The following is a 22,119-nucleotide window of genomic DNA, read 5'->3' as shown; positions in this document are numbered from 1 at the left end:
TCCTTCCCCTGCGTGTAGGCCAGCCAAATGGCTTGGCGGTGGTGAGGGGTGAGACGGGTGTTTTTGTGCATGTTCATATTTCAGTATTCTCCTGGAAATACTGTAAACAACGCTACTAGTTTCTACACCTTTAGTCTATTGAAACAATAGATTAAATATCCAATTCTGCCGTATCACCTTCTTTTTCCATCCATGCGCGGCGGGCAGCGGCTTCGCCTTTGCCCATCAGTTTGACGAAGATGTCGCGTGTTTCGTCATCCGCGCCTTCGGGGATTTGTACCTGCAACAGGCGGCGGGTGTCGGGGTGCATGGTGGTGTCTTTGAGCTGGTCGGGGTTCATCTCGCCCAAGCCTTTGAAACGGCTGATGGAGTAGGCGGTTTCTTTGACACCTTCTTTTTGCAGCCGCTCCAAAATGCTGTCGAGTTCGTTTTGGTCGAGGGCGTAGAATTTGCGGGCGGGTTTGCTTTTGCCTTGTGCGTTGACATCGACGCGGAACAGCGGCGGCTGTGCGACGTAAATGTGTCCGTCGGCGACCAGTTTCGGGAAGTGGCGGTAGAACAGGGTCAGCAGCAAAACTTGAATATGCGAACCGTCCACGTCGGCATCGGATAGGATGGCAATTTTGCCGTAGCGCAGGCCGCTTAAATCGGGATTGTCGTTGATGCCGTGCGGATCGACGCCGATGGCGACGGAAATGTCGTGGATTTCGGCGTTGCCGAAGAGTTGGTCGGGGTGGACTTCAAAGCTGTTGAGTACTTTGCCGCGCAGGGGTAGGATGGCTTGTGTGGCTTTGTCGCGGGCGAGTTTGGCGGAGCCGCCGGCGGAATCGCCTTCGACGAGGAAGAGTTCGTTTTCACGGATGTCTTCGCTTTCGCAGTCGGTCAGTTTGCCGGGCAGGACGGCGACGCCGCTGCCTTTTTTCTTTTCGATTTTTTTAACCGAACGCATCCGCGCTTGTGCTTGGCGGATAGCGAGTTCGGCGATTTTTTTGCCGAAGTCCACGTTTTGGTTCAGCCACAATTCCAAAGGGTCGCCCGATACGGCGGCGACGAGTTTCAGCGCGTCGCGGTTGGTCAGTTTGTCTTTGGTCTGACCTTGGAACTGCGGGTCGAGGACGCGGGCGGAGAGGACGAAGGCGGTTTTGCCGAACACGTCGTCGCTTTGCACTTTAACGCCGCGCGGTAAGAGGTTGTGCAGATTGATGAAGTTGTTTACGGCGTTGAACACGGCTTGTTTCAAGCCTGCTTCGTGCGTGCCGCCCAATGGTGTGGGAATCAGGTTGACATAGCTTTCGTTGGCGCACGAGCCTTCTTCCAGCCAAGTCAGGGCAAACGCGGCACCTTCTCCAATGCTGAAATCGCCGTTGTGGTCGTCTGAAATGTAGTTTTCGCAGGAGAACAGCGGTACGGCTTCCTGCGCGTCGGCAATCAGGTCGGTCAGATAGCTTTTCAGACCATCGGGGTAATGCCAAGTTTGGGTGTGCGCTTCGTCTTCGCCTTTGACCGGACGGGTCAAGGAAACGCGCACGCCAGGCAGCAGCACGGCTTTGGCGCGCAGCAGGCGTTCGAGTTCGGGAATGCTGTAATTCGGGCTTTCAAAATATTTGCCGTCCGGCCAGACGCGCACTTCGGTGCCGCTGTCTTTGACGGCGCATTTGCCCACTTCCGCCAACGGTTCGACCACATCGCCACCGGCAAACACGATACGGTGGATTTTGCCTTCGCGTTTGACGGTTACTTCGAGGCGGGTGGAGAGGGCGTTGGTGACTGATACACCCACGCCGTGCAGGCCGCCTGAAAAGGCATACGCGCTGCCGCCGTCTTTTTTATTGAACTTGCCGCCCGCGTGCAGACGGGTAAACACGAGTTCGACCACGGGTACGCCTTCGACAGGGTGCAACCCGACGGGAATGCCGCGTCCGTTATCACGGACGGAAAGCGAACCGTCTTCATGAATTTGCACGTCGATTGCAGTCGCGAAACCGCCCAACGCCTCGTCCGCCGCGTTGTCGATGACTTCTTGGCAGATGTGGGTCGGGCTGTCGGTGCGTGTGTACATGCCGGGACGTTCTTTGACCGGCTCCAAGCCTTTGAGGACGGTGATGCTGGATTCGCTGTATTGATTGTTTTTAGCCATAGGAATAATGTAAAGGCCGTCTGAAAAGATGAAAAACAACGCTTTCAGACGGCCTGAAAGCGTTTGGGTTATAGGTTTTCTATTGGATTGCGACGGATAAAGTCTTCATAGCTTTCTATGCCGCGCAAGAAACGGGAGAGTTCGGTCAATGCGTCCAAATACACGCCGCGCTTGAAGTCGATGACTTCGTCAACCGGCGCCCAGTATTGGTGCCAGCGCCAGCCGTCGAATTCAGGATGGTGGCAGGCGCGGAGGTTGACGTCGCTATCGCGGCCGACCAAGCGCAAAAGATACCAAATCTGTTTTTGTCCGCGATACGAACCGCGCCATTCACGGCGCACCCAATGGCTGGGTACGTCATAACGCAACCAGTCGCGCGTACGGCCAACGATTTTGATGTGTTGCGGTAACAGGCCGACTTCTTCGTACAATTCGCGGTACATGGCGGTCTCAGGACTTTCGCCCGGCTTGATGCCGCCTTGCGGAAACTGCCATGAGTGTTCGCGTACGCGTTTACCCCAAAAGACTTCGTTACGTTCGTTAATCAGGATAATACCGACATTGGGGCGATAGCCTTCTCTGTCTAACACGGTGTCGCCCTTCATTAAATTCAATCGTGCAATTTTCCCACAAATTGGGCGGTTTTGACAAATCTTGAGGCCGTCTGAATAAGCCCACAGTTTTTTCCAGACGGCATGAAACCGTTTCTGAAAAAATGTTGTTTATGAATAAAACCATAGCTTCAGGCCGTCTTAAAAATGAAAATTTTTTCTGCTTTAAGGTCTTGCATTCAAAAGCTTTTTGCCGTTTAATGCAAACCTTGCTGAATCAAGGGCAAAGGACACATGCCGGCCGCCCCCACAGTTTCCCTTTTGTAAGTGGCATCTGCCACCGCTGCAATATTTTTACCCCCCCGAACAAAAGGTCTGAAACCATGAAAAAATCTTTGATGGCGGCGGCAATCGTGAGCCTCGTCTTGACTGCGTGTAGCGGTGGAAAAGAAACCGCCGCAGAATCTTCCGCATCTCAAACTCAAACTTCTTCCTCTCAAACGGATAAACTCAATATCTACAACTGGTCGGATTATGTCGATCCGGCCACGCTGTCTGAGTTTGAAAAAAATACGAATATCAATGTCCGCTACGATTACTACGATAGCAACGAAGCGCTGGAAGCCAAGCTGCTGACCGGCAAGTCGGGTTATGACCTGGTTGCGCCGTCTATTGCCAATGTCGGCCGTCAGATTAAAGCCGGCGCGTATCAAAAAATCGACAAATCGCAAATTCCCGATTACGCCAATATCGATCCTGATTTGTTGAAAATGATGGAAGCCGTCGATCCGGGCAACGAATATGCCGTCCCTTATTTCTGGGGCATCAATACACTGGCGATTAACAAACAGCAGGTTCAAAAGGCTTTGGGTACGGACAAGTTGCCTGAAAACGAATGGGATTTGGTGTTTAACCCTGAATACACCCAAAAGCTGAAAACCTGCGGCATCAGCTATTTCGACAGCGCCATCGAGCAGATTCCTTTGGCTTTGCATTATTTGGGCAAAGATCCGAACAGCGAAAACCCTGACGACATCAAAGCTGCTGTTGAAATGATGAAAAAAGTGCGTCCCGATATCAAACGCTTTACTTCGTCCGGCTATATCGACGATATGGCGGCCGGTAATCTTTGCGTATCGGTAGGTTATGGCGGCGACCTCAATATTGCCAAAACCCGTGCCAAAGAAGCCGGAAACGGCGTCGAAGTCGAAGTGTTGGCACCGAAAAGCGGCGTCGGTATTTGGGTGGATTCGCTGATGATTCCGCGTGATGCGCAAAATGTGGCCAATGCACACAAATACATCAATCACACGCTCAATCCGGAAACGGCGGCCAAAAACGGCAACTATGTGACTTATGCTCCGGCCAGCCGTCCTGCGCGTGATTTGATGGATGAAAAGTACACATCCGATGCATCGATTTTCCCGAATAAAGAATTGATGGAAAAAAGTTTCATCGTTTCGCCTAAGTCAACCGATGCGAGCAAACTCAGCGTTCGCTTGTGGCAGGCTTTGAAAGCAGGGCGATAATTAAAATTGAAATTTGAATACTCAGGCCGTCTGAAACAGTTTTTCAGACGGCCTGAGTGTTATAATTGTCAACACTTTTCAAATATCCTATAAGGAGAAACAGCGTTATGAACAATTCAGTCATCACCGTCATCGGCAAAGACCGTGTGGGCATTGTGTACGACGTTTCCAAAATTTTAGCCGAAAACCAAATCAATATTCTCAATATCAGCCAACAGCTGATGGACGATTTTTTTACCATGATTATTTTGGTGGACACTTCAAAATGCACCAAATCGCGTCAAGAAGTTTTGGATTTGTTTGCGGAAGAGAGCAAAAAACTCGCGCTTGATATCCGCATGCAAAACGAAGAAATTTTCCAAACCATGCACCGTATTTAAGTCGGAGGGAGAGCCATGAGTATTCAATCCGGCGAGATTTTAGAAACCGTCAAAATGGTGGCCGACCAGAATTTTGACGTGCGCACCATTACCATCGGCATTGATCTGCACGACTGTATCAGCAGCGATATCAATGTGTTGAACCAAAATATTTACAATAAAATCACTACAGTCGGCAAGGAGTTGGTGGCGACGGCAAAATATCTGTCTGCCAAATACGGCGTACCGATTGTGAATCAGCGTATTTCGGTTACGCCGATTGCCCAAATCGCGGCGGCGACCAAAGCCGACTCTTACGTCAGTGTGGCGCAGACTTTGGACAAGGCTGCCAAAGCCATCGGCGTGTCCTTTATCGGCGGCTTTTCCGCGTTAGTGCAAAAAGGCATGTCTCCTTCGGACGAAGTGCTGATCCGTTCTATTCCCGAAGCGATGAAGACTACCGATATCGTGTGCAGCTCCATCAATATCGGCAGTACGCGTGCCGGTATCAATATGGATGCGGTCAAGCTGGCAGGCGAAACCATCAAACGCACGGCCGAAATCACGCCCGAAGGTTTCGGCTGCGCCAAAATTGTTGTGTTCTGTAATGCAGTGGAAGACAACCCGTTTATGGCGGGCGCGTTTCATGGTTCGGGCGAAGCGGATGCCATTATCAATGTTGGCGTATCCGGCCCGGGTGTCGTAAAAGCCGCGTTGGGAAATTCAGATGCAACGACATTGACCGAAGTTGCGGAAGTAGTGAAGAAAACAGCTTTCAAAATCACCCGCGTGGGCGAACTCATCGGCCGCGAAGCCTCAAAAATGCTGAATATCCCGTTTGGTATTCTCGACTTGTCATTGGCGCCAACCCCTGCAGTCGGCGATTCAGTGGCACGCATTCTTGAAGAAATGGGTTTGAGCGTCTGCGGTACGCACGGCACGACAGCGGCTTTGGCATTGCTGAATGATGCTGTGAAAAAAGGCGGCATGATGGCTTCCAGCGCGGTCGGCGGTTTGAGCGGCGCATTTATCCCTGTTTCGGAAGACGAGGGCATGATTGCGGCTGCCGAAGCCGGTGTGCTGACACTGGACAAACTCGAAGCCATGACAGCCGTCTGCTCCGTTGGTTTGGACATGATTGCCGTTCCCGGCGACACGCCTGCGCACACGATTTCCGGCATCATCGCCGACGAAGCCGCCATCGGCATGATCAACAGCAAAACCACCGCCGTGCGTATTATTCCGGTAACCGGCAAAACCGTCGGCGACAGCGTTGAGTTTGGCGGCCTGTTGGGCCACGCGCCTGTAATGCCGGTCAAAGAAGGCTCATGCGAAGTGTTCGTCAACCGAGGCGGTAGAATCCCGGCTCCGGTTCAATCGATGAAAAACTGATTGGATTGATAAATAAAAGGCCGTCTGAAATTGATTTTCAGACGGCCTTTAATGCTGTTTTTTATCGGCGATGTTGCGGTTGAAAATGTGGTAGTTTTCTTTGGCAAAGCCGATGTTGTAGGGCGCGCTGATGCTGCGGATTAAAACCAAATCGCGGTTGCGCACCAATACGGTGGGATCGATAACGACATCATATTGCCCTGCAATCGAGCGGCCGGTTTCCCGATACGAGCGGCTGCTTTTGGCTTGGACAATATGCACCGCGTCGATATGCGGATTGGCGTCAAACAGGCTGCGGTTGGCCTCGGTGCAGACCACGCCGATGCGGATGTGCGGCGCGGATTTTTTGATTTCGCGAAAGGCAAACGAGCTGACGATGTAGTCGCCGATTTTGCCGTCTTGGCGCAAAAACAGAATGCCGCCGATATTCTCCGGCGCAAGCGGCTTTTCAGACGGCACCGGCGCACGGTCGAGCCACGCCTTGCCCGCACGGATGCGCAGCGTTTGCAGGCGTTTTTTGATGGCTTTGAACAGGGTTTTAGCGGTCATTTTTGGGGTCTTTTGGGTGCGGACGGCCTATTCGTTCCCTCTCCTGCTTGCGGGGGAGGGCTAGGGTGGGGGCGTTTGCGGCTTCGGGAACATTACGAGGCGGCGGCAAAGCGTTTCTGTGAAACGCCACCCCCTCCCCAACCCTCCCCCGCGCGAGCGCAGGAGAGGGAGTTGGAAACCGGTCGTTTTCAGTTTTTCAGACGGCCTTTTACCGAATCGTTTTGCTGTAAATATATTGCAGCCCCTTTGTGCCCATAAAGGTTCGCCCCGTATCGGCAAATCCGCAGCTTTGGTACAGGCCGATGGCGGCGCGGTTGGCGTGGTGTACGCCGAACACGATTTCGTCGCAGTCGGGCAATATGCTGCGGATGAGCGGCGCCAATTTATCGTCAGCCAGCGCCGCGCGGGCGCAGCCTTGACCCTGATATGCGGGGTTGACCGACATCGAGCGCAGCAATACGGCGCGGGGGTTGGCGCTGTAAGTAAGGCGGTCGCTGCCTTTATCAAGGATGAAAAATCCGATGGGGCGGTTTTGGCACAAAATGGTTACGGCCAAACAGTCGGGCGCGGCGAACCGGCCGTTTTGCAGCCGCTCTTGGGGCGAAACCGAGTATTGTGCTTGCTCTCCGTGCAGACGGTAGTCCAAATCGGCGGCGTGTGCGGGGTCGTACAGCACAAGGGTAACGGTTTGGGGCATGGCGTGTTTTCCTGTTTGGCGGGCACTTGGCTTGTTTTCAGGCTGCTTTGAGGCCGTCTGAAAGCAAGGTGTCGGATACAAGTATCCGACTTGCGGCTATTGCAATAAAGGCAGTATGTTTGCAGGCTGATTATTTGAACATATTTTTAATAATGCCCATTACGCTGCGGGAAATGGCGTTGGTTACTTGGCGGTTGATTTGGCTGCCGATGGCGTCGGCAACGTTGTAGCCCAAACCTTGGCCGGATTTTTTACGTCCGCCGCTTAAGCCGCCGATCAGTCCGCCGAGGATGCCGGGATCGGCATTGGCAGCTTCTTTTTCTGCAGCTTTTTGCGCTTTTTCCTGTTCTTTGGCGGCATTTGCGGCTTCTTTTTCAGCGGCAGCCTGGCTATCTGCTTCGGCCAATGCTTCAAAAGCGGAGTAGTTGTCCACCATGTCTTTGTAGGTTGGATACAAATCGTCGTTTTGGAACAAACGGTTGCGCTCTTCTGCGGCAAGCGGGGTCAGGGCGGATTGCGGCGGCAGGATGAGGGCGCGTTCTACCGGCTCAGGCATACCTTTTTCATCAAGGAAGGAAACGAGGGCTTCGCCGACGCCGAGTTCGGCAATCGCTTCGGCAACTTTGATGTTTGGATTGCTGCGGAAGGTTTCGGCGGCGGCTTTGACTGCTTTTTGGTCGCGCGGCGTGAAAGCGCGCAGGGCGTGTTGCACGCGGTTACCCAGTTGGCCGAGAATGGTATCGGGCAAGTCGAGCGGGTTTTGGGTAACGAAATATACGCCCACGCCTTTGGAACGGATCAGGCGCACGACTTGTTCGATTTGTTCGACCAGTGCATTGGCGGCATTGTCGAACATCAAATGCGCTTCGTCGAAGAACATCACGAATTTTGGTTTGTCCAAGTCGCCGACTTCGGGCAGGGTTTCAAACAATTCTGCCAGCATCCACAGCAAAAACGCGCTGTACATACGCGGCGAGCGCATCAGTTTTTCGGAGTTGAGGATGTTGATGATGCCTTTGCCGTTGTCGGTTTGCATCCAGTCTTGCAGGTTGAGGGAAGGTTCGCCGAAGAATTTTTCTGCGCCTTCGTTTTCCAAAGTCAGCAGTTGGCGTTGAATCGCGCCGATACTGGCGGCAGAAACGTTGCCGTATTGCGTGCGGTATTCCGAAGCGTGGTCGGAAACGTGTTTTAACATGCTGCGCAGGTCTTTTAAGTCCAGAATGTGCCAGCCTCTGTCGTCTGCAACTTTGAATACGAGGTTGAGCAGGCCTTCTTGCGTGTCGTTCAGATTCATCAGGCGTGCCAAAAGCATAGGGCCCATTTCTGAAACGGTGACGCGTACGGGAATACCGGTTTCGCCGTAAACATCCCAAAAGCGCACGGGGAAATTTTGCAGCCATTGTTCACCCAAATCAAACTCGGCAATGCGTTCGCCCACTTTGCCGCTGTTGGCACCGGCTTGCGTGATGCCCGACAAATCGCCTTTGACATCGACCAAGAATACAGGGATGCCTTCGCTGCTGAAGGCTTCAGCCATGCGGCGCAGGGTAACGGTTTTACCCGTACCGGTCGCACCGGCGATCAAGCCGTGGCGGTTGGCCATTTTGCCTTGGATTTCGAGCGTTTTCCCGTCGGCACGCGCAATTTGAAATGTAGTCATGATTATTCCTTAGAATCCGTGATGTGAAACAATTTGTTGTCTTAAAAAAAACAAGCATTTTAACGTTTGCGGCGAGGGGATTCAACCAAGCAAAGTTTCAGACGGCCTTAAGTTTTGCAAGGGTTTTTTTGCAGTGATTGGACAAGGTTGAAATCTGCTATAATTTCATCCAATCCGCAACCGTCTGACAAGGCGGTTGTTTTCTTTGTTTTTTGAATATTTTTTACGAAAGCGAAAGTCGGAATGACTGCACAACAAGCCCCTTTGGGTGAAAAAACCATGGCCGTGCTGATGGCGATGTTGGTCGCGCTGATGCCGTTTTCTGTCGATGCTTATCTGCCTGCGATTCCCGAAATGGCGAAGTCGCTGGGTTCAGACATCCACCGCATTGAGCAAAGCCTGAGCTTTTTTATGTTTGGCGTGGCGTTTGGTCAGGTGGTCGGCGGTTCGATTTCGGATATTAAAGGCCGCAAACCTGTCGCCTTGGTGGGCTTGAGCATTTACTTTGCCGCCGTTGTCGGTTTGACGATGGTGAATAATGTCGAGCAGCTGCTGAACTTGCGTGCCTTGCAGGCATTTGGCGCGGGGATGACCGTGGTGATTTCCGGCGCGATGGTGCGCGATTATTATTCCGGACGCAAAGCCGCGCAGATGTTTGCCTTAATCGGCATTATTCTGATGATTGTGCCATTGATGGCGCCGATGATTGGTGCTGGCTTGCAGAATTTGGGCGGCTGGCGCATGATTTTCGGCTTTCTGGCCTGCTATTCGCTGCTGCTTTGGGGTTTGATGTGGTATTTCCTGCCCAAGCCGCACCAAAAAGGTAAAATCAGCATGGACGTGTTCGGCGTGGTGGCCGGCAGGTTTAAACGCGTTTTGAGGACGCGCGCCGCGATGGGCTATTTGTTTTTCCAAGCTTTCAGTTTTGGTTCGATGTTTGCCTTTTTGACCGAATCGTCGTTTGTGTACCAACATCTGTATCATGTTTCACCAAACCAATATGCTTGGATATTTGCGCTCAATATCATTACCATGATGTCGTTTAACCGCGTTACCGCATGGCGTTTGAAAACCGGTACACATCCGCAAAACATCCTCAAATGGGGCATTATCGTCCAATTCGCCGCCAATCTGTTGATGACGGTTTTGGTGTTGTCACTGTCTCTGCCGCCTTTGTGGGCTTTAGTGCCATGTGTGATGTTTTCAGTCGGTACGCAAGGCTTGGTCGGTGCGAACACTCAGGCCTGTTTTATGAGCTATTTCAGCGCAGAGGGCGGCAGCGCAAATGCGGTTTTAGGCGTGTTCCAATCCCTTATCGGCGCATCGGTCGGCATGGCAACGACTTGGCTGCATAATGGTTCCGCCTTGGTGATGGCCGGTATGATGTTGAGCTCGACCGTGTGCGGTATCGTGCTGTTGTGGGTTTGCTCGCATCAGGCTTGGGTGGAAAACGATAAAAAAGAATATGTTTAACCTTCAGGCCGTCTGAAAAACGGTTTCAGACGGCCTCAACTTTATATTGAAGAAATTAACCATGAGTACCAGCAAACAACGCCCCATCGGCGTATTCGATTCCGGCGTCGGCGGCTTGACCAACGTCCGCGCCCTGATGGAACGCCTGCCGATGGAAAACATCATCTATTTCGGCGATACCGCACGCGTTCCCTACGGCACCAAATCCCGAGCCACCATTGAAACCTTCGCCATGCAGATTGTTGATTTCCTGCTGGAAAACGATGTCAAAGCACTGGTTATCGCGTGCAACACCATCGCCGCCGTTGCCGGACAGAAAATCCGCCAAAAAGCAGGCAATATGCCTGTATTGGATGTGATCTCCGCCGGTGCTGAAGCCGCTTTGCAAACCACCAAAAACAACCGAATCGGCATTATCGCGACCAATACCACCGTCAACAGCAATGCCTACGCGCGCGCCATCCATTCGAAAAACAACGACACGCTGGTGCGCACGCAAGCCGCACCCCTGCTTGTGCCATTGGTGGAAGAAGGCTGGCTCGATCACGAAGTCACCCGCCTGACCGTGCGCGAATACCTGAAGCCACTCTTGGCCGACGACATCGACACGCTGGTGTTGGGTTGCACCCACTTCCCACTGCTCAAACCGCTTATCGGCCGTGAAGCACAAAACGTTACCTTGGTCGATTCCGCCATCACCACCGCCGAAGCCACTGCCAAAGCCTTAGCGCAAGCAGGTTTGCTGAATACAGAAAACGACAATCCGGATTACCGCTTCTACGTCAGCGATATCCCACTGCGCTTCCGCACCATCGGCGAACGCTTCTTGGGTAGGAGTATGGAACAGATTGAGATGGTAACGTTGGGTTGATTGGAAATATTAAAGGCCGTCTGAAAGGTAAAAATAAGGTTAAAGTCGGCGAGATTCACAACGATGAAGACGCAATTAAAGAAATCGCGAAATTGGAAAAAGCTATGCAGCAGGCGGCCAGGGATTTGCAGTTTGAAGATTCGGCTGTGTTGCAGGATAGGATTCGGGGGATTAAAGAGAATCTACTTTTTGGGGCTGAGTGACTAGAAAGAAGTACATGGGAACACATAATTTAATTGATCAGCTTAATCATTTTTTAAATGAATTTAATCGCTTAAATTCTTTACTGTTGCTGAGCAAAAAAAACATACCAACCATTGATGATTCCAAGGCTATTTTACATATTGAATTTCAGACCTTTATGAAAGAATTTGATATAGCTTATCAACAGTTAAAATCCAGTGGTATGACCATGAATATCTGGCAATTTGCAGAGTTCGGTCGCTATGAAGTGCGCAATTGCAAAGTATTGTGCTGGCTGCTTGATATGCATGCAGATCACGGATTTGGGAGAAAATTTCTACTCAATCTGCTTGAAAATTTGAATCAACAAGCCAGTATTGCTGAAATTATTCCATATTTGACGCAAGAAAGCTTCTCCACTAATCAGGAAACCTTACAATGTGGCAATATTTCGGAACGTTTTGATATTGATATTAAGAGCCGAAATTGCCGTTTGATAATTGAGGCGAAGGTGGATGCTGCTGAAATGTATGACGGTAAAACAAGCCAATTAAAAAGGTATCAGGATATCTTGGACAAATCTTCTGAACCGCATAAATGTTTATTGTATCTGACTAGAGGATGCTATCTCCCCTTAGATGAAAGCCTACATAAGCAGGTAGTAGTTTTAAGCTGGAAAGATATTGCTAAAAGTATAAGAAAAACTATCTATGACGAATTGAATCAAGCACAAAGTTTTCGAAAAATGATATTTTTATCTTTGGCTCGCCATTTTGAAACCCTTTGAAGAAAGGAATATTTATGGAAAATGTAGAAAGAGAACTGGGTAAGTTAGTTTTAAGTAACTTGGAAATGTTGGAAAAATCTTATAGTTTTTTGGTACAAATAGATGTCCAGTTTTACGAGAAAATTGAAAATCAGTTTAACGCTTGGTATGAGGATTTTAAGAAAAATAGCGGGTGGCATAAAAACCCTGGTAACAAAAAAAATCAAGATGCTATCTGGTATTGTTTGAGTGAAAAATATGATAATAAAAAATCTAATATAGATATTGATTATAGCTGGTTAAGTGCTTTTACAGGCATTGCCAAATATGACAATGGTGAGACTATCGAGTACGGTATTCATTTTGGATTTAATCAAGATTATTTTAATTTTACCGCCAAAACAGCCAAGCAATTTATGCAAGATCAATTTGCAAATTACCCTGAATTAAAGGAAGTGGGGTTTCAATATATAGTGGGATCAAGTGAACACCGTACAATTTTTTTATCTATCCAACTTGACTTAAAACTGTTGATTGAAGAATACCCTGATTATGAGGATCAGGCTTTGCAGCCGCTTTCTGATGCTTTAGACAAAATAAAAAATCATCAAGCTGTATTTGATGATATTGCCAAAGAGTTAATGCAGCATTTCAAATCACAAGAAAGTTAGACTTAATATCTCAACAGGCAGCAGCCTGCATCCATACCAACCGCGTGCGTGGCTACGCCACTCACCCTACCTGCGAACGGCACAAACTTTAAAAACGATGTGTAGGGTGTGTGCGGTACGCACGCACGCGTTTTTTGCTGTTCAAACCATTGTTTCAAACTTTCAGACAACCTCAAACGTTCTCTGAAAACTTTTTAGCGCAAAGGCCGTCTGAAATCCAGTTTTCAGACGGCCTTATTGTTCATATTGCTTCAAAATCTAACAGTCAAACTCGGCGATTACCGGCGCATGGTCGCTGGGGCGTTCTTGGGCGCGGGTTTCTAGGTCGACGGTGACATCGGTAAGGGTAGCGGCGAGTTCGGGGCTGCTGAGGATGTGGTCGATGCGCTGGCCGAGTTTGCGTTGGAACATGGCGCCGCGGTAGTCGAACCAGGTGTAGAACGCGCCTTCGGGGTGGATTTTTCGCAGCAAGCCGTAGCCTGCATCTCCACCAACCGCGTGCGTGGCTGTGCCACACACCTTACCTGCGGCGGCACAAACTTTAAAACCGAGGTGTAGGGTGTGTGCGGTACGCACGCACGCGTTGTCTGTCGTTCTCACCACTGTTTCAAACTTTCAGAAGACCTCAAACGTCGTCTGGAAACTTTTAGAATAAAGGCCGTCTGAAATCCAGTTTTCAGACGGCCTTTTTACTTCCTTAGTATTTTACCTGCCCGACTGTGCCCACACGTTTTGCAAGTAGGCGTAGGTCAGCTCGGCGGTGCCGGACACCAGCGCGATGTCGCTGCCTAAGTCTTCGGCTTTGCCCACTCCGATAGGCAAGGCGCCGGAGGCTTTGATGGCGGCTACTCCTGCTGCGGCGTCTTCGATGCCGATGCATTGGCGGATATCCGCGCCCACGCCCTCGGCGGCGGCGAGGAAGATGTCGGGGGCGGGTTTGGAATGCGCGACGGCGGCAGGGTCGGCGACGGCGTCGAAGAAGTGGGTCAGCCCCATGCGTTCCAGCAGGAACGGGCCGTTTTTGCTGGCAGACGCGAGGGCGATTTTTTTGCCGTTTGCTTTCAATGCTTCCAGCAGCGGCAAAATGCCGGGATACACGTCTTCGGGTTTGACTGCCTGAATCATCTCGACGTAGTTGTCGTTTTTGCGGCGGGTCAGTTCGGCGAACTCGGCTTCGCTGACGGTTTTGCCGCCGTGCGCGAGGATGCGTTTGAGCGAATCGTCGCGCGACACGCCTTTGAGCTGCTCGTTAAACTTGCGGTCGATGCTGATGCCCAGTTCTTCGGCGAGCTTTTTCCATGCGCGGTAGTGGTATTCGGCGGTATCGGTGATGACGCCGTCGAGGTCAAATAAGACTGCGGTAAAAGTCATTTTGCGCCCTCCTTATTTTTCCAATGCAACGGTGTGGCTGCCGTTGAGCGTGATGTCTTTGCCATACACCTGCAAATCGAACGGCTCGCCTTTGAGCAGGGTGAAGACCACGTTTTCTTTGCCGACGGCGACTTTAATCAGACGGCCTCGGTAGTTGATGTGGAAGGCGTAGCCTGTCCACGCACTCGGCAGGAACGGTGCGAAGCTGAGTTTGCCGCCCCAGGTTTTCATTTGGGCGAAACCTTGGACGATGGCGAGCCACGAGCCGGTCATGGAGGTGATGTGTAGGCCGTCTTCGGTGTCGTTGTTGTAGTTGTCCAAGTCCAGGCGGGCGGTGCGCTGGTACATTTCCACGGCTTTTTCTTCTTTGCCCAGTTCGGCGGCGAGGATGGCGTGGATACACGGCGACAGCGAGCTTTCGTGCACGGTCATCGGTTCGTAGAAGTCGAAGTTGCGGCGTTTTTCGTCGATATTGAAATGGTCGCCGAAGAAGTAGATGCCTTGCAATACGTCCGCCTGTTTGATGAAGGGCGAACGCAGGATTTTGTCCCACGACCATTTCTGGTTGAGCGGCAAATCGTCGGGCGAAAGCGCGGACACGGGGCGGATGTCTTTGTCGAGGAAGCCGTCGTGTTGGACGAATACGCCGAGTTCTTCGTCATGCGGACGGTACATATTCGCGCTGATGTCCGCCCATTTTTCCAACTCGGCGGCGCTCACGTTCAAATCCGGACGCGGGTATTTCGCCAAGGCTTCTCTGGTGTAATCCAATACCCATGCGGCAAGGGTGTTGGTGTACCAGTTGTTGTTGATGTTGTTTTCGTATTCGTTCGGACCGGTTACGCCGTGAATCATGTATTTGCCGTTGCGTTTGGAGAAGTGGACGCGGTCCGCCCAGAAGCGGGATACTTCGACCAAGACTTCCAAGCCTTCTTTGGCAAGATAGCTTTCGTCGCCGGTGTAGTTGGTGTAGTTGTAGATGGCGTAAGGAATCGCGCCGTTGCGGTGGATTTCCTCGAAGGTGATTTCCCATTCGTTGTGGCACTCAATGCCTGTAAACGTTACCATCGGATAGAGTGCGCCCGCCAAGCCCTGTTCGCGCGCGTTATGTTGCGCCTGCGGCAGTTGGTTGCGGCGGTATTGCAGCAGGTTGCGGGTAACTTCGGGTTCAGCCAGTGCGAGGTAAAGCGGCACGGCATAGGCTTCGGTGTCCCAATAGGTCGCGCCGCCGTATTTTTCGCCGGTAAAGCCTTTGGGGCCGATGTTCAGGCGCGCGTCTTCGCCGTAGTAGGTGGAGAACAGTTGGAACAGGTTGAAGCGGATGCCCTGCTGCGCTTCGTCGCTGCCTTCGATGACCACGTCGGCAATTTCCCAGCGGTGCAGCCAGCCCGCTTTGTGCGCGTCCAGCAAGGTTTCAAACGCAACGCCTGCGATTTTTTCCGACAAGGCGCGGCCTGCGGCTTTCACTGCTTCCAAGCCTTGATAATCGCGGCTGGTGGTAACAATCACGCGTTTTTCAAAGGTTTCGGGCGTGCTGCCGACTTCGGCTTCAAAAGAATTGGAGACCTGCCAGTCGGTTTGGCTGCCGCCGAGGGCTTTGAAGCTGCCGGCGAAGGTTTGCTCGGCGTTGACGATGAATTGTTCCACGCCGAAGGGATTGGCGACGGTTTGGGTGGCAATGTAGGAGCGGTCGTCTGAAACACCTTTGTCCAATACCTGCCAGAATTTTTCTTCGTAGTTGGAGTCTTCGTTTTTCACGTCGGCGTCGATGATGGAATCGATGCGGACTTGGTGGGTTTTGCCGTCAACGGATACGGCTTCCCAGCGGATGAGAGCCAGTTCTTTTTGCGCGACGGACAGGAATTTGCACACATCGAAACGCACGCCGAATACGGTGAACGAGCGGCGCAACACGCCGTGCTGCATATCGAGTTCGACGGAGAAATCGGCAACATCGTTTTTCGCTAAGTCCACTTCCTGATTGTCGACAAAGATTTTAACTTTGCTGAAATTGAGCGCGTTGATGGCTTTGCCGAAATATTTGGGGTAGCCGTTTTTCCACCAGCCGACGCGGGTTTTGTCGGGGAACCACACGCCGGCGATGTAGGTGCCCAAGTGGCTGTCGGCGGAGTAGGTTTCCTCAAAGCTGCCGCGCATACCCATATAGCCGTTGCCCAAGCTAGTCAGGCTCTCTTGCAGCCGTTTGTGTTCTTTTTCCAGTTTTGCCGAACGCAGCGTCCAAGGGCTGATTTCCATGATTCTTGTGTACATCGTAAAGCTCCTGTTATTAAAATTGTAAGTTCGGTAAAGGTTTCAGACGGCCTTTGTCGACGGTATGGATGGATTATTCGCCGTGGGTCTCTTTAATCAGACATACTGAGAAGGCTCCCAGCAGCAAGACTGCGCCTGCAACCAAGAACATGGTTGCCTGATGGCTGCCCAGCATAGGGAAGAGGATAAAGCTCAGCAGGGAGGCGACGATTTGAGGCATACAGATAGAGCCATTAAACAGACCCAAATAAGTACCCATGTGTTTGCCGGAGAGGGCATTGGTTACAATCGTCAAAGGATAGGTAATGATACCTGCCCACGCAATACCGATTAAGGTATAAGACAGGATTAATGCGTATTGATTGTGGATGAAGAAGATAGAGAAGAAACCGAGCGCGCCTAAAACCAAGCAACCGAAATAACCGACTTTATGGTATTGATTCGGTACTTTTGCCAGAATAAACGAGCAGATAACGGCAGCAATGGATTGTACCGCCGCCAAAACGCCATACCAGTTGCCCGCTTCCTGATAGCCTACGGAAGAGGCATCGGTTGTCTGCCAAACGTTTTCTGCAATCGCGCCTGCCGAGTAAGTCCACATATATTGGAAGGCGAACCAGCAGAAGAATTGCACCAAAGTGACTGTCCAAAACGCTTTAGGTGCGGTTTTTAAGAGTTCGAACCAGTTAGCTTTTTCCTGATTTGCAGCCACGTCGATACCGTGGTAACGGGCGTAGGTTTCCGGATCATATTCTTTGACTTTGAAGATGGTGAACGCACTGGTAATAATCAGTAAGGCTGCGCCCACATAGAATGCTACGACCACGGTCTGCGGCACGACGCCTTTCTCGGCAGTGTTCGCCAAACCGATATACGCAAACACAAACGGCAGAATCGCCGCCAAAACCGCGCCCGTATTCGCCAAGAAGCTCTGAATCCCGTAGGCGTAGCTTTTCTGCTCCTCATTGACCATGTCGCCAACCATCATCTTAAACGGCTGCATTGCCATATTGGAGGACACGTCCAACAGCGCAATCATCAGCGCGCCGAACGATAAGGCCGCCAGCGACGCATAGCCGAAGCCGAAGCTGCCCGAGTTTGGCATCAAAATCATCACGATGACCGCAATCAGCGTGCCGTAAAGCAGATACGGCAGACGGCGGCCGCCCAGGCGCGGATTCCAAGTGCGGTCGGAGTAATGGCCGACAATCGGCTGCACCAGCATCCCCGCCAACGGCGGCAGGATAAAGAACCAGCCGAGGCTGTGCGGGTCGGCGCCGAGCGTCTGGAAGATGCGGCTCATCTGCGAGCTTTGCAGGGTAAAGGCCGTCTGAACGCCGAGATAGCCGAAGCTCAGCATCCAAATCGTACTTTTTGCCAGTGACGGCAAACCTTGTTTTGCTGTTTTTTGCGTATGTTCCGACATGAGGTAAATCCTTTTTTTAAAAAGTATTTTTATTGAGAAATCTGAAATGTTCCTTGGTGTGGTGTTCTCTGTCGTTATTGTTTGTGTGCGTACTTTCAAGGATATGGGTGCATTTTATGAAGTGCGCCGGATATTGGCAATGCCAGTTCAAGGATAAACTGGCTTAAATCAAATTTTCTGCGGTTTGGCATTGATACCGTAAGGCAATGAGGGTATCGGTTCGGCTCGGTGTATATTTTGATGCTTATTTCTATTTTCAGACGGCATTTGAACAAGCAAGTATTTGGGCAATAGGTTAAAATGGGCCGTCTGAAATTTGTTTGACGGAAACGAGAAAACTATGTCCCAACAATACGTCTATTCTATGCTGCGCGTGAGCAAGGTTGTGCCGCCGCAAAAAACCATTATTAAAGACATTTCCCTTTCATTTTTCCCCGGTGCAAAAATCGGTTTGCTCGGTTTGAACGGTGCGGGTAAATCTACTGTACTGCGGATTATGGCGGGCGTGGATAAAGAATTTGAGGGCGAAGCCGTACCAATGGGCGGCATTAAAATCGGCTATCTGCCGCAAGAGCCTGAGCTTGATCCTGAAAAAACCGTGCGCGAGGAAGTGGAAAGCGGCTTGGGCGAAGTGGCTGCCGCGCAGAAACGCTTGGAAGAAGTGTATGCCGAGTACGCCAATCCTGATGCGGATTTTGACGCGTTGGCGGAAGAACAAGGCCGTTTGGAAGCGATTATTGCGGTGGGTTCGTCTACCGGCGGCGGTGCAGAGCATGAATTGGAAATCGCTGCCGACGCGTTGCGCCTGCCTGATTGGGATGCCAAAATCGGCAATTTGTCCGGTGGTGAAAAACGCCGCGTTGCCTTGTGCAAACTCTTGTTGAGCAAGCCTGATATGCTTTTGCTTGATGAGCCGACCAACCACTTGGACGCGGAATCGGTGGAATGGCTGGAGCAATTCCTCGTACGCTTCCCTGGTACAGTCGTTGCAGTAACGCACGACCGCTATTTCCTCGACAATGCCGCCGAATGGATTTTGGAACTCGACCGCGGACACGGTATCCCGTGGAAAGGCAATTACTCGTCTTGGCTGGAGCAGAAAGAAAAACGCTTGGAAAACGAGGCGAAATCCGAAGCCGCGCGCGTGAAAGCGATGAAGCAGGAATTGGAGTGGGTGCGCCAAAATGCCAAAGGCCGCCAAGCTAAGTCCAAAGCGCGTTTGGCTCGTTTTGAAGAAATGAGCAACTACGAATACCAAAAACGCAATGAAACGCAGGAAATCTTTATTCCCGTCGCCGAGCGTTTGGGTAACGAAGTAATTGAATTTGTGAATGTTTCCAAGTCGTTTGGCGATAAAGTGCTGATTGACGATTTGAGCTTCAAAGTGCCTGCGGGCGCGATTGTTGGCATCATCGGTCCGAACGGCGCGGGTAAATCTACGCTGTTTAAAATGATTTCGGGCAAAGAGCAGCCTGATTCCGGCGAAGTGAAAATCGGCCAAACCGTGAAAATGAGCCTGATTGACCAAAGCCGCGAAGGTTTGCAAAACGATAAAACCGTGTTCGACAACATCGCCGAAGGCCGCGACATTTTACAGGTTGGTCAGTTTGAAATTCCTGCCCGTCAATATTTGGGACGCTTTAATTTCAAAGGCAGCGACCAAAGCAAAATCGCAGGTCAATTGTCGGGCGGCGAACGCGGCCGTCTGCACTTGGCAAAAACCTTGTTGAGCGGCGGCAATGTCTTGCTGCTGGACGAACCGTCCAACGACCTCGACGTAGAAACTCTGCGCGCGTTGGAAGACGCATTGTTGGAATTTGCCGGTAGCGTGATGGTCATTTCGCACGACCGCTGGTTCCTCGACCGTATCGCTACGCATATCTTGGCTTGTGAAGGCGACTCTAAATGGGTGTTCTTTGACGGCAACTATCAGGAATACGAAGCAGATAAGAAACGCCGTTTGGGCGAAGAGGGCGCGAAACCGAAACGTATCCGTTACAAACCGGTAACACGTTAATTAGGTTTGAACCAAAAGGCCGTCTGAAACATTAAAAGTTTCAGACGGCCTTTTATTTTTGATGTTTATGATTGTTTTCTTAATTGCGGATGGTTTTCCAATGTATCAATGATGATTTCAATCATGCGGGGGGCGGTTTGCGCCAAATCGAAACCTTGACCTGAAGAAAGCCAGCGCCAAATCAAGCCGTCTAATGAAGACTTGATGAAGATGACCGCCATATCGGTATCTAAATTATCCGCCAACGCTTTTTGTTGTACCGCATCAGTCAGGACGGCAACAATTTTTTCACGCCATAGTGATTGGTGTTTTTTAGCGATGGCAATGACCGCCTCGTTTTGCTCGGTGTGTTCGCATTTTAAAAACAAAATGCTGTGGAATTTATAGTGAAGCTCGTTGTGTTGCAGGCGCTCGAAAAAACGGGTCAGGGTCAGGCGGAAGCTTGACCAAGCCTGTTCGTTATTGTTGTTTGAATCCTCCTTTATGCAACTTTCGATGTCGTCGCAAATCCGTTGGAACAAAGCGTCAAACAAATCTTCTTTGTTTTTGAAATGCCAATACAGCGCGCCGCGCGTTACGCCTGCGGCTTGGGCGATTTCGTTGAGCGAAGTGCGGGCAATGCCTTTCTGATAAAACGTATCTAATGCGGCAAGCATGAGATATTCTTTGGTTTTTAAAGCTTCGGTTTTGGTGCTTCTCATGGTTTTTTTGTAGGAAATGTAAATTTATGGTGCGGATTATAAAAAATTACTTCTGAACATGCAAGAATGTATGTATAATTTAATTTAGTACTTGATAGTGTTTCTCAACACTATATAATCAGCCTGTTTTTCATAAAAACAGGCAATTTCTGCTTGTGAAATATGAGATTAAAGTAATCAATTTTTAATTAGTCAAACCCTTATTTATCATAGAGATAGGAAAATTATGGCTCTTTATGCTTCTAAAATGATGCGTGTTGCGGCAATTGCAGCAGCTACTGCGTTGGCGCTTTCCGCTTGCGGCAAAGGCGATGAAAAAGCAGCCGGCCAACAGGCGCAAGGCAGTCAGCAACAGCAAAAACAACCTGCGCCTGAAGTGCGCGTGGTCACTGTGCATCCGGAAACCGTTGCATTGACAACCGAGTTGCCGGGCCGTCTGGAATCATTGCGTACTGCGGAAATTCGCGCCCAAGTCGGCGGTATTCTGCAAAAACGCCTGTTCCAAGAGGGCAGCTATGTGCAAGCCGGTCAGCCTTTGTACCAAATCGACAGCTCAACTTATGAAGCAAACTTAGAAAGCGCACGCGCCCAGTTGGCGAGTGCGCAAGCTACTTTGGCCAAAGCGAATGCCGACCTGGCCCGATACAAACCGCTGGTTGCCGCCGATGCCATCAGCCAACAAGAATATGATGCGGCCGTAACGGCCAAGCGTTCAGCAGAGGCAAGCGTCAAATCCGCTCAAGCAGCCATCAAATCTGCCGGTATCAACCTGAACCGCTCCCGCATTACTGCGCCGATTTCTGGCTTCATCGGTCAATCTAAAGTTTCTGAAGGTACATTGCTCAATTCCGGCGATACTACTGTTTTGGCCACCATTCAACAAACCAATCCGATGTATGTCAACATTACCCAATCTGCGAGTGAGGTCATGAAACTGCGTCAACAGGTTGCCGAAGGCAAATTGTTGGCGGCAAACGGCGCGATTGCAGTGGATATCAAATTTGACGACGGTACGGTTTACCCTGAAAAAGGCCGTCTGCTGTTTGCAGATCCGACTGTCAACGAAACGACCGGTCAAATTACCTTGCGCGCCGCCATTCCTAACGACAGAAATATCTTGATGCCGGGCTTGTATGTGCGCGTGTTGATGGAGCAAGTGGCAGTGGATAATGCATTTGTAGTGCCGCAACAGGCAGTTACCCGTGGTTCGCAAGATACGGTGATGGTGGTGAATGACAAGAGCGAAATGGAAGCGCGTGTCGTAACCGTTGCCCAACAGCAAGGTACCAACTGGATTATTACAGACGGCCTGAAAGACGGCGATAAAGTGATTGTTGAAGGCATCAGCATTGCCGGTATGTCGGGTGCTAAAAAGGTAACGCCGAAAGAATGGACTCCGCCTGCAAACGCTGCGGCAGCAACACCGGCAGTTTCAGACGGCCAGGCTGCATCCGAGGCCAAGCCTGAAGCTAAAGCTGCATCTGAAGCCAAATAA

Annotated in this window: 19 protein-coding genes and 3 pseudogenes; 10 read left to right on the top strand and 12 right to left on the bottom strand. The window is 50.9% G+C overall.

The genetic code is table 11. The features are described from left to right. The 3 genes and pseudogenes from ACTHTQ_RS08975 to ACTHTQ_RS08965 all read right to left on the bottom strand — a co-directional run. A pseudogene (locus ACTHTQ_RS08975) lies at positions 1-77 on the bottom strand (helix-turn-helix domain-containing protein); the annotation flags it as partial. Between the two features lie 74 nt (positions 78-151). After that, positions 152-2,137: a DNA topoisomerase IV subunit B gene (parE, locus tag ACTHTQ_RS08970; protein WP_440363700.1), complete on the bottom strand. Its 1,986-nt coding sequence runs from the start codon at positions 2,135-2,137 to the stop codon at positions 152-154. A 68-nt stretch (positions 2,138-2,205) separates the two neighbouring features. After that, complete coding sequence (locus ACTHTQ_RS08965; protein ID WP_004520487.1) at positions 2,206-2,742, bottom strand: RNA pyrophosphohydrolase; 537 nt, start codon at positions 2,740-2,742, stop codon at positions 2,206-2,208. A 329-nt stretch (positions 2,743-3,071) separates the two neighbouring features. On the opposite strand from ACTHTQ_RS08965, the gene ACTHTQ_RS08960 reads away from it, so the two are divergent. The 3 genes from ACTHTQ_RS08960 to ACTHTQ_RS08950 all read left to right on the top strand — a co-directional run bounded on the left by ACTHTQ_RS08960 (position 3,072) and on the right by ACTHTQ_RS08950 (position 5,968). Next, positions 3,072-4,217: a polyamine ABC transporter substrate-binding protein gene (locus ACTHTQ_RS08960; protein WP_440363699.1), complete on the top strand. Its 1,146-nt coding sequence runs from the start codon at positions 3,072-3,074 to the stop codon at positions 4,215-4,217. A 107-nt stretch (positions 4,218-4,324) separates the two neighbouring features. Beyond that, complete coding sequence (locus ACTHTQ_RS08955) at positions 4,325-4,597, top strand: ACT domain-containing protein (protein WP_440363698.1); 273 nt, start codon at positions 4,325-4,327, stop codon at positions 4,595-4,597. Positions 4,598-4,612: 15 nt separating this feature from the next. Beyond that, complete coding sequence (locus tag ACTHTQ_RS08950) at positions 4,613-5,968, top strand: PFL family protein (RefSeq protein ID WP_440363697.1); 1,356 nt, start codon at positions 4,613-4,615, stop codon at positions 5,966-5,968. 48 nt (positions 5,969-6,016) lie between these two features. On the opposite strand, the gene ACTHTQ_RS08945 is transcribed toward ACTHTQ_RS08950, so the two are convergent. The 3 genes from ACTHTQ_RS08945 to ACTHTQ_RS08935 form a co-directional block, all read right to left on the bottom strand. Further along, positions 6,017-6,517 (bottom strand): glycosyltransferase family 9 protein, encoded by a 501-nt coding sequence (locus tag ACTHTQ_RS08945; protein WP_191620539.1) that lies wholly within the window; start codon positions 6,515-6,517, stop codon positions 6,017-6,019. 208 nt (positions 6,518-6,725) lie between these two features. Then, the gene (locus tag ACTHTQ_RS08940) at positions 6,726-7,214 is read right to left on the bottom strand and encodes a GNAT family N-acetyltransferase (protein ID WP_036472879.1); all 489 of its coding nucleotides are present in this window, start codon (positions 7,212-7,214) and stop codon (positions 6,726-6,728) included. A 130-nt stretch (positions 7,215-7,344) separates the two neighbouring features. Further along, positions 7,345-8,874 (bottom strand): helicase HerA-like domain-containing protein, encoded by a 1,530-nt coding sequence (locus tag ACTHTQ_RS08935; protein WP_440363696.1) that lies wholly within the window; start codon positions 8,872-8,874, stop codon positions 7,345-7,347. A 243-nt stretch (positions 8,875-9,117) separates the two neighbouring features. Here ACTHTQ_RS08935 and ACTHTQ_RS08930 point away from each other — a divergent pair, with 243 nt between their 5' ends. The 5 genes and pseudogenes from ACTHTQ_RS08930 (at position 9,118) to ACTHTQ_RS08910 (ending at position 12,838) form a co-directional block, all read left to right on the top strand. Then, a complete protein-coding gene (locus ACTHTQ_RS08930) occupies positions 9,118-10,347 on the top strand; it encodes a multidrug effflux MFS transporter (protein ID WP_070591402.1) in 1,230 nt (409 codons plus the stop codon). A gap of 61 nt (positions 10,348-10,408) precedes the next feature. Then, positions 10,409-11,218 (top strand): glutamate racemase, encoded by an 810-nt coding sequence (gene murI, locus ACTHTQ_RS08925; protein WP_049331752.1) that lies wholly within the window; start codon positions 10,409-10,411, stop codon positions 11,216-11,218. 11 nt (positions 11,219-11,229) lie between these two features. Continuing rightward, positions 11,230-11,421 (top strand): annotated as a pseudogene (locus ACTHTQ_RS08920) (UvrB/UvrC motif-containing protein); the annotation flags it as partial. Positions 11,422-11,435: 14 nt separating this feature from the next. After that, the gene (locus tag ACTHTQ_RS08915; protein ID WP_440363695.1) at positions 11,436-12,188 is read left to right on the top strand and encodes a PD-(D/E)XK nuclease family protein; all 753 of its coding nucleotides are present in this window, start codon (positions 11,436-11,438) and stop codon (positions 12,186-12,188) included. Positions 12,189-12,202: 14 nt separating this feature from the next. Then, positions 12,203-12,838: a hypothetical protein gene (locus ACTHTQ_RS08910; RefSeq protein WP_440363694.1), complete on the top strand. Its 636-nt coding sequence runs from the start codon at positions 12,203-12,205 to the stop codon at positions 12,836-12,838. Positions 12,839-12,840: 2 nt separating this feature from the next. Here the strand turns inward: ACTHTQ_RS08910 and ACTHTQ_RS08905 are convergent, their stop codons facing one another. The 5 genes and pseudogenes from ACTHTQ_RS08905 to ACTHTQ_RS08885 form a co-directional block, all read right to left on the bottom strand. Continuing rightward, entirely contained in the window at positions 12,841-13,014 is a 174-nt protein-coding gene (locus ACTHTQ_RS08905) for a hypothetical protein (RefSeq protein ID WP_440363693.1), read from the bottom strand. A gap of 82 nt (positions 13,015-13,096) precedes the next feature. Further along, positions 13,097-13,306, bottom strand: a pseudogene (locus ACTHTQ_RS08900) (endonuclease/exonuclease/phosphatase family protein); the annotation flags it as partial. Positions 13,307-13,543: 237 nt separating this feature from the next. Then, entirely contained in the window at positions 13,544-14,209 is a 666-nt protein-coding gene (pgmB, locus tag ACTHTQ_RS08895) for a beta-phosphoglucomutase (protein ID WP_440363692.1), read from the bottom strand. A 12-nt stretch (positions 14,210-14,221) separates the two neighbouring features. Further along, complete coding sequence (locus tag ACTHTQ_RS08890) at positions 14,222-16,480, bottom strand: glycoside hydrolase family 65 protein (protein WP_440363691.1); 2,259 nt, start codon at positions 16,478-16,480, stop codon at positions 14,222-14,224. 73 nt (positions 16,481-16,553) lie between these two features. Beyond that, the gene (locus ACTHTQ_RS08885) at positions 16,554-17,906 is read right to left on the bottom strand and encodes an SLC45 family MFS transporter (protein WP_440363690.1); all 1,353 of its coding nucleotides are present in this window, start codon (positions 17,904-17,906) and stop codon (positions 16,554-16,556) included. Positions 17,907-18,246: 340 nt separating this feature from the next. Here ACTHTQ_RS08885 and ettA point away from each other — a divergent pair, with 340 nt between their 5' ends. Next, entirely contained in the window at positions 18,247-19,923 is a 1,677-nt protein-coding gene (gene ettA / locus ACTHTQ_RS08880) for an energy-dependent translational throttle protein EttA (protein WP_440363689.1), read from the top strand. Positions 19,924-19,988: 65 nt separating this feature from the next. Here the strand turns inward: ettA and mtrR are convergent, their stop codons facing one another. Further along, positions 19,989-20,624 carry a multidrug efflux system transcriptional repressor MtrR gene (gene mtrR / locus ACTHTQ_RS08875; RefSeq protein WP_440363688.1) on the bottom strand — a complete coding sequence of 212 codons (636 nt, stop codon included), beginning with the start codon at positions 20,622-20,624 and terminating at the stop codon, positions 19,989-19,991. A 226-nt stretch (positions 20,625-20,850) separates the two neighbouring features. On the opposite strand from mtrR, the gene ACTHTQ_RS08870 reads away from it, so the two are divergent. After that, a complete protein-coding gene (locus ACTHTQ_RS08870; protein WP_440363687.1) occupies positions 20,851-22,119 on the top strand; it encodes an efflux RND transporter periplasmic adaptor subunit in 1,269 nt (422 codons plus the stop codon).

Origin of the sequence: Neisseria sp. P0020.S003 (assembly GCF_051957095.1) — a bacterium.
Taxonomy (GTDB): domain Bacteria; phylum Pseudomonadota; class Gammaproteobacteria; order Burkholderiales; family Neisseriaceae; genus Neisseria; species Neisseria subflava.
The sequence above is the reverse complement of the archived record's forward strand: the minus strand, read 5'-3'. Positions and strand labels throughout refer to the sequence as shown.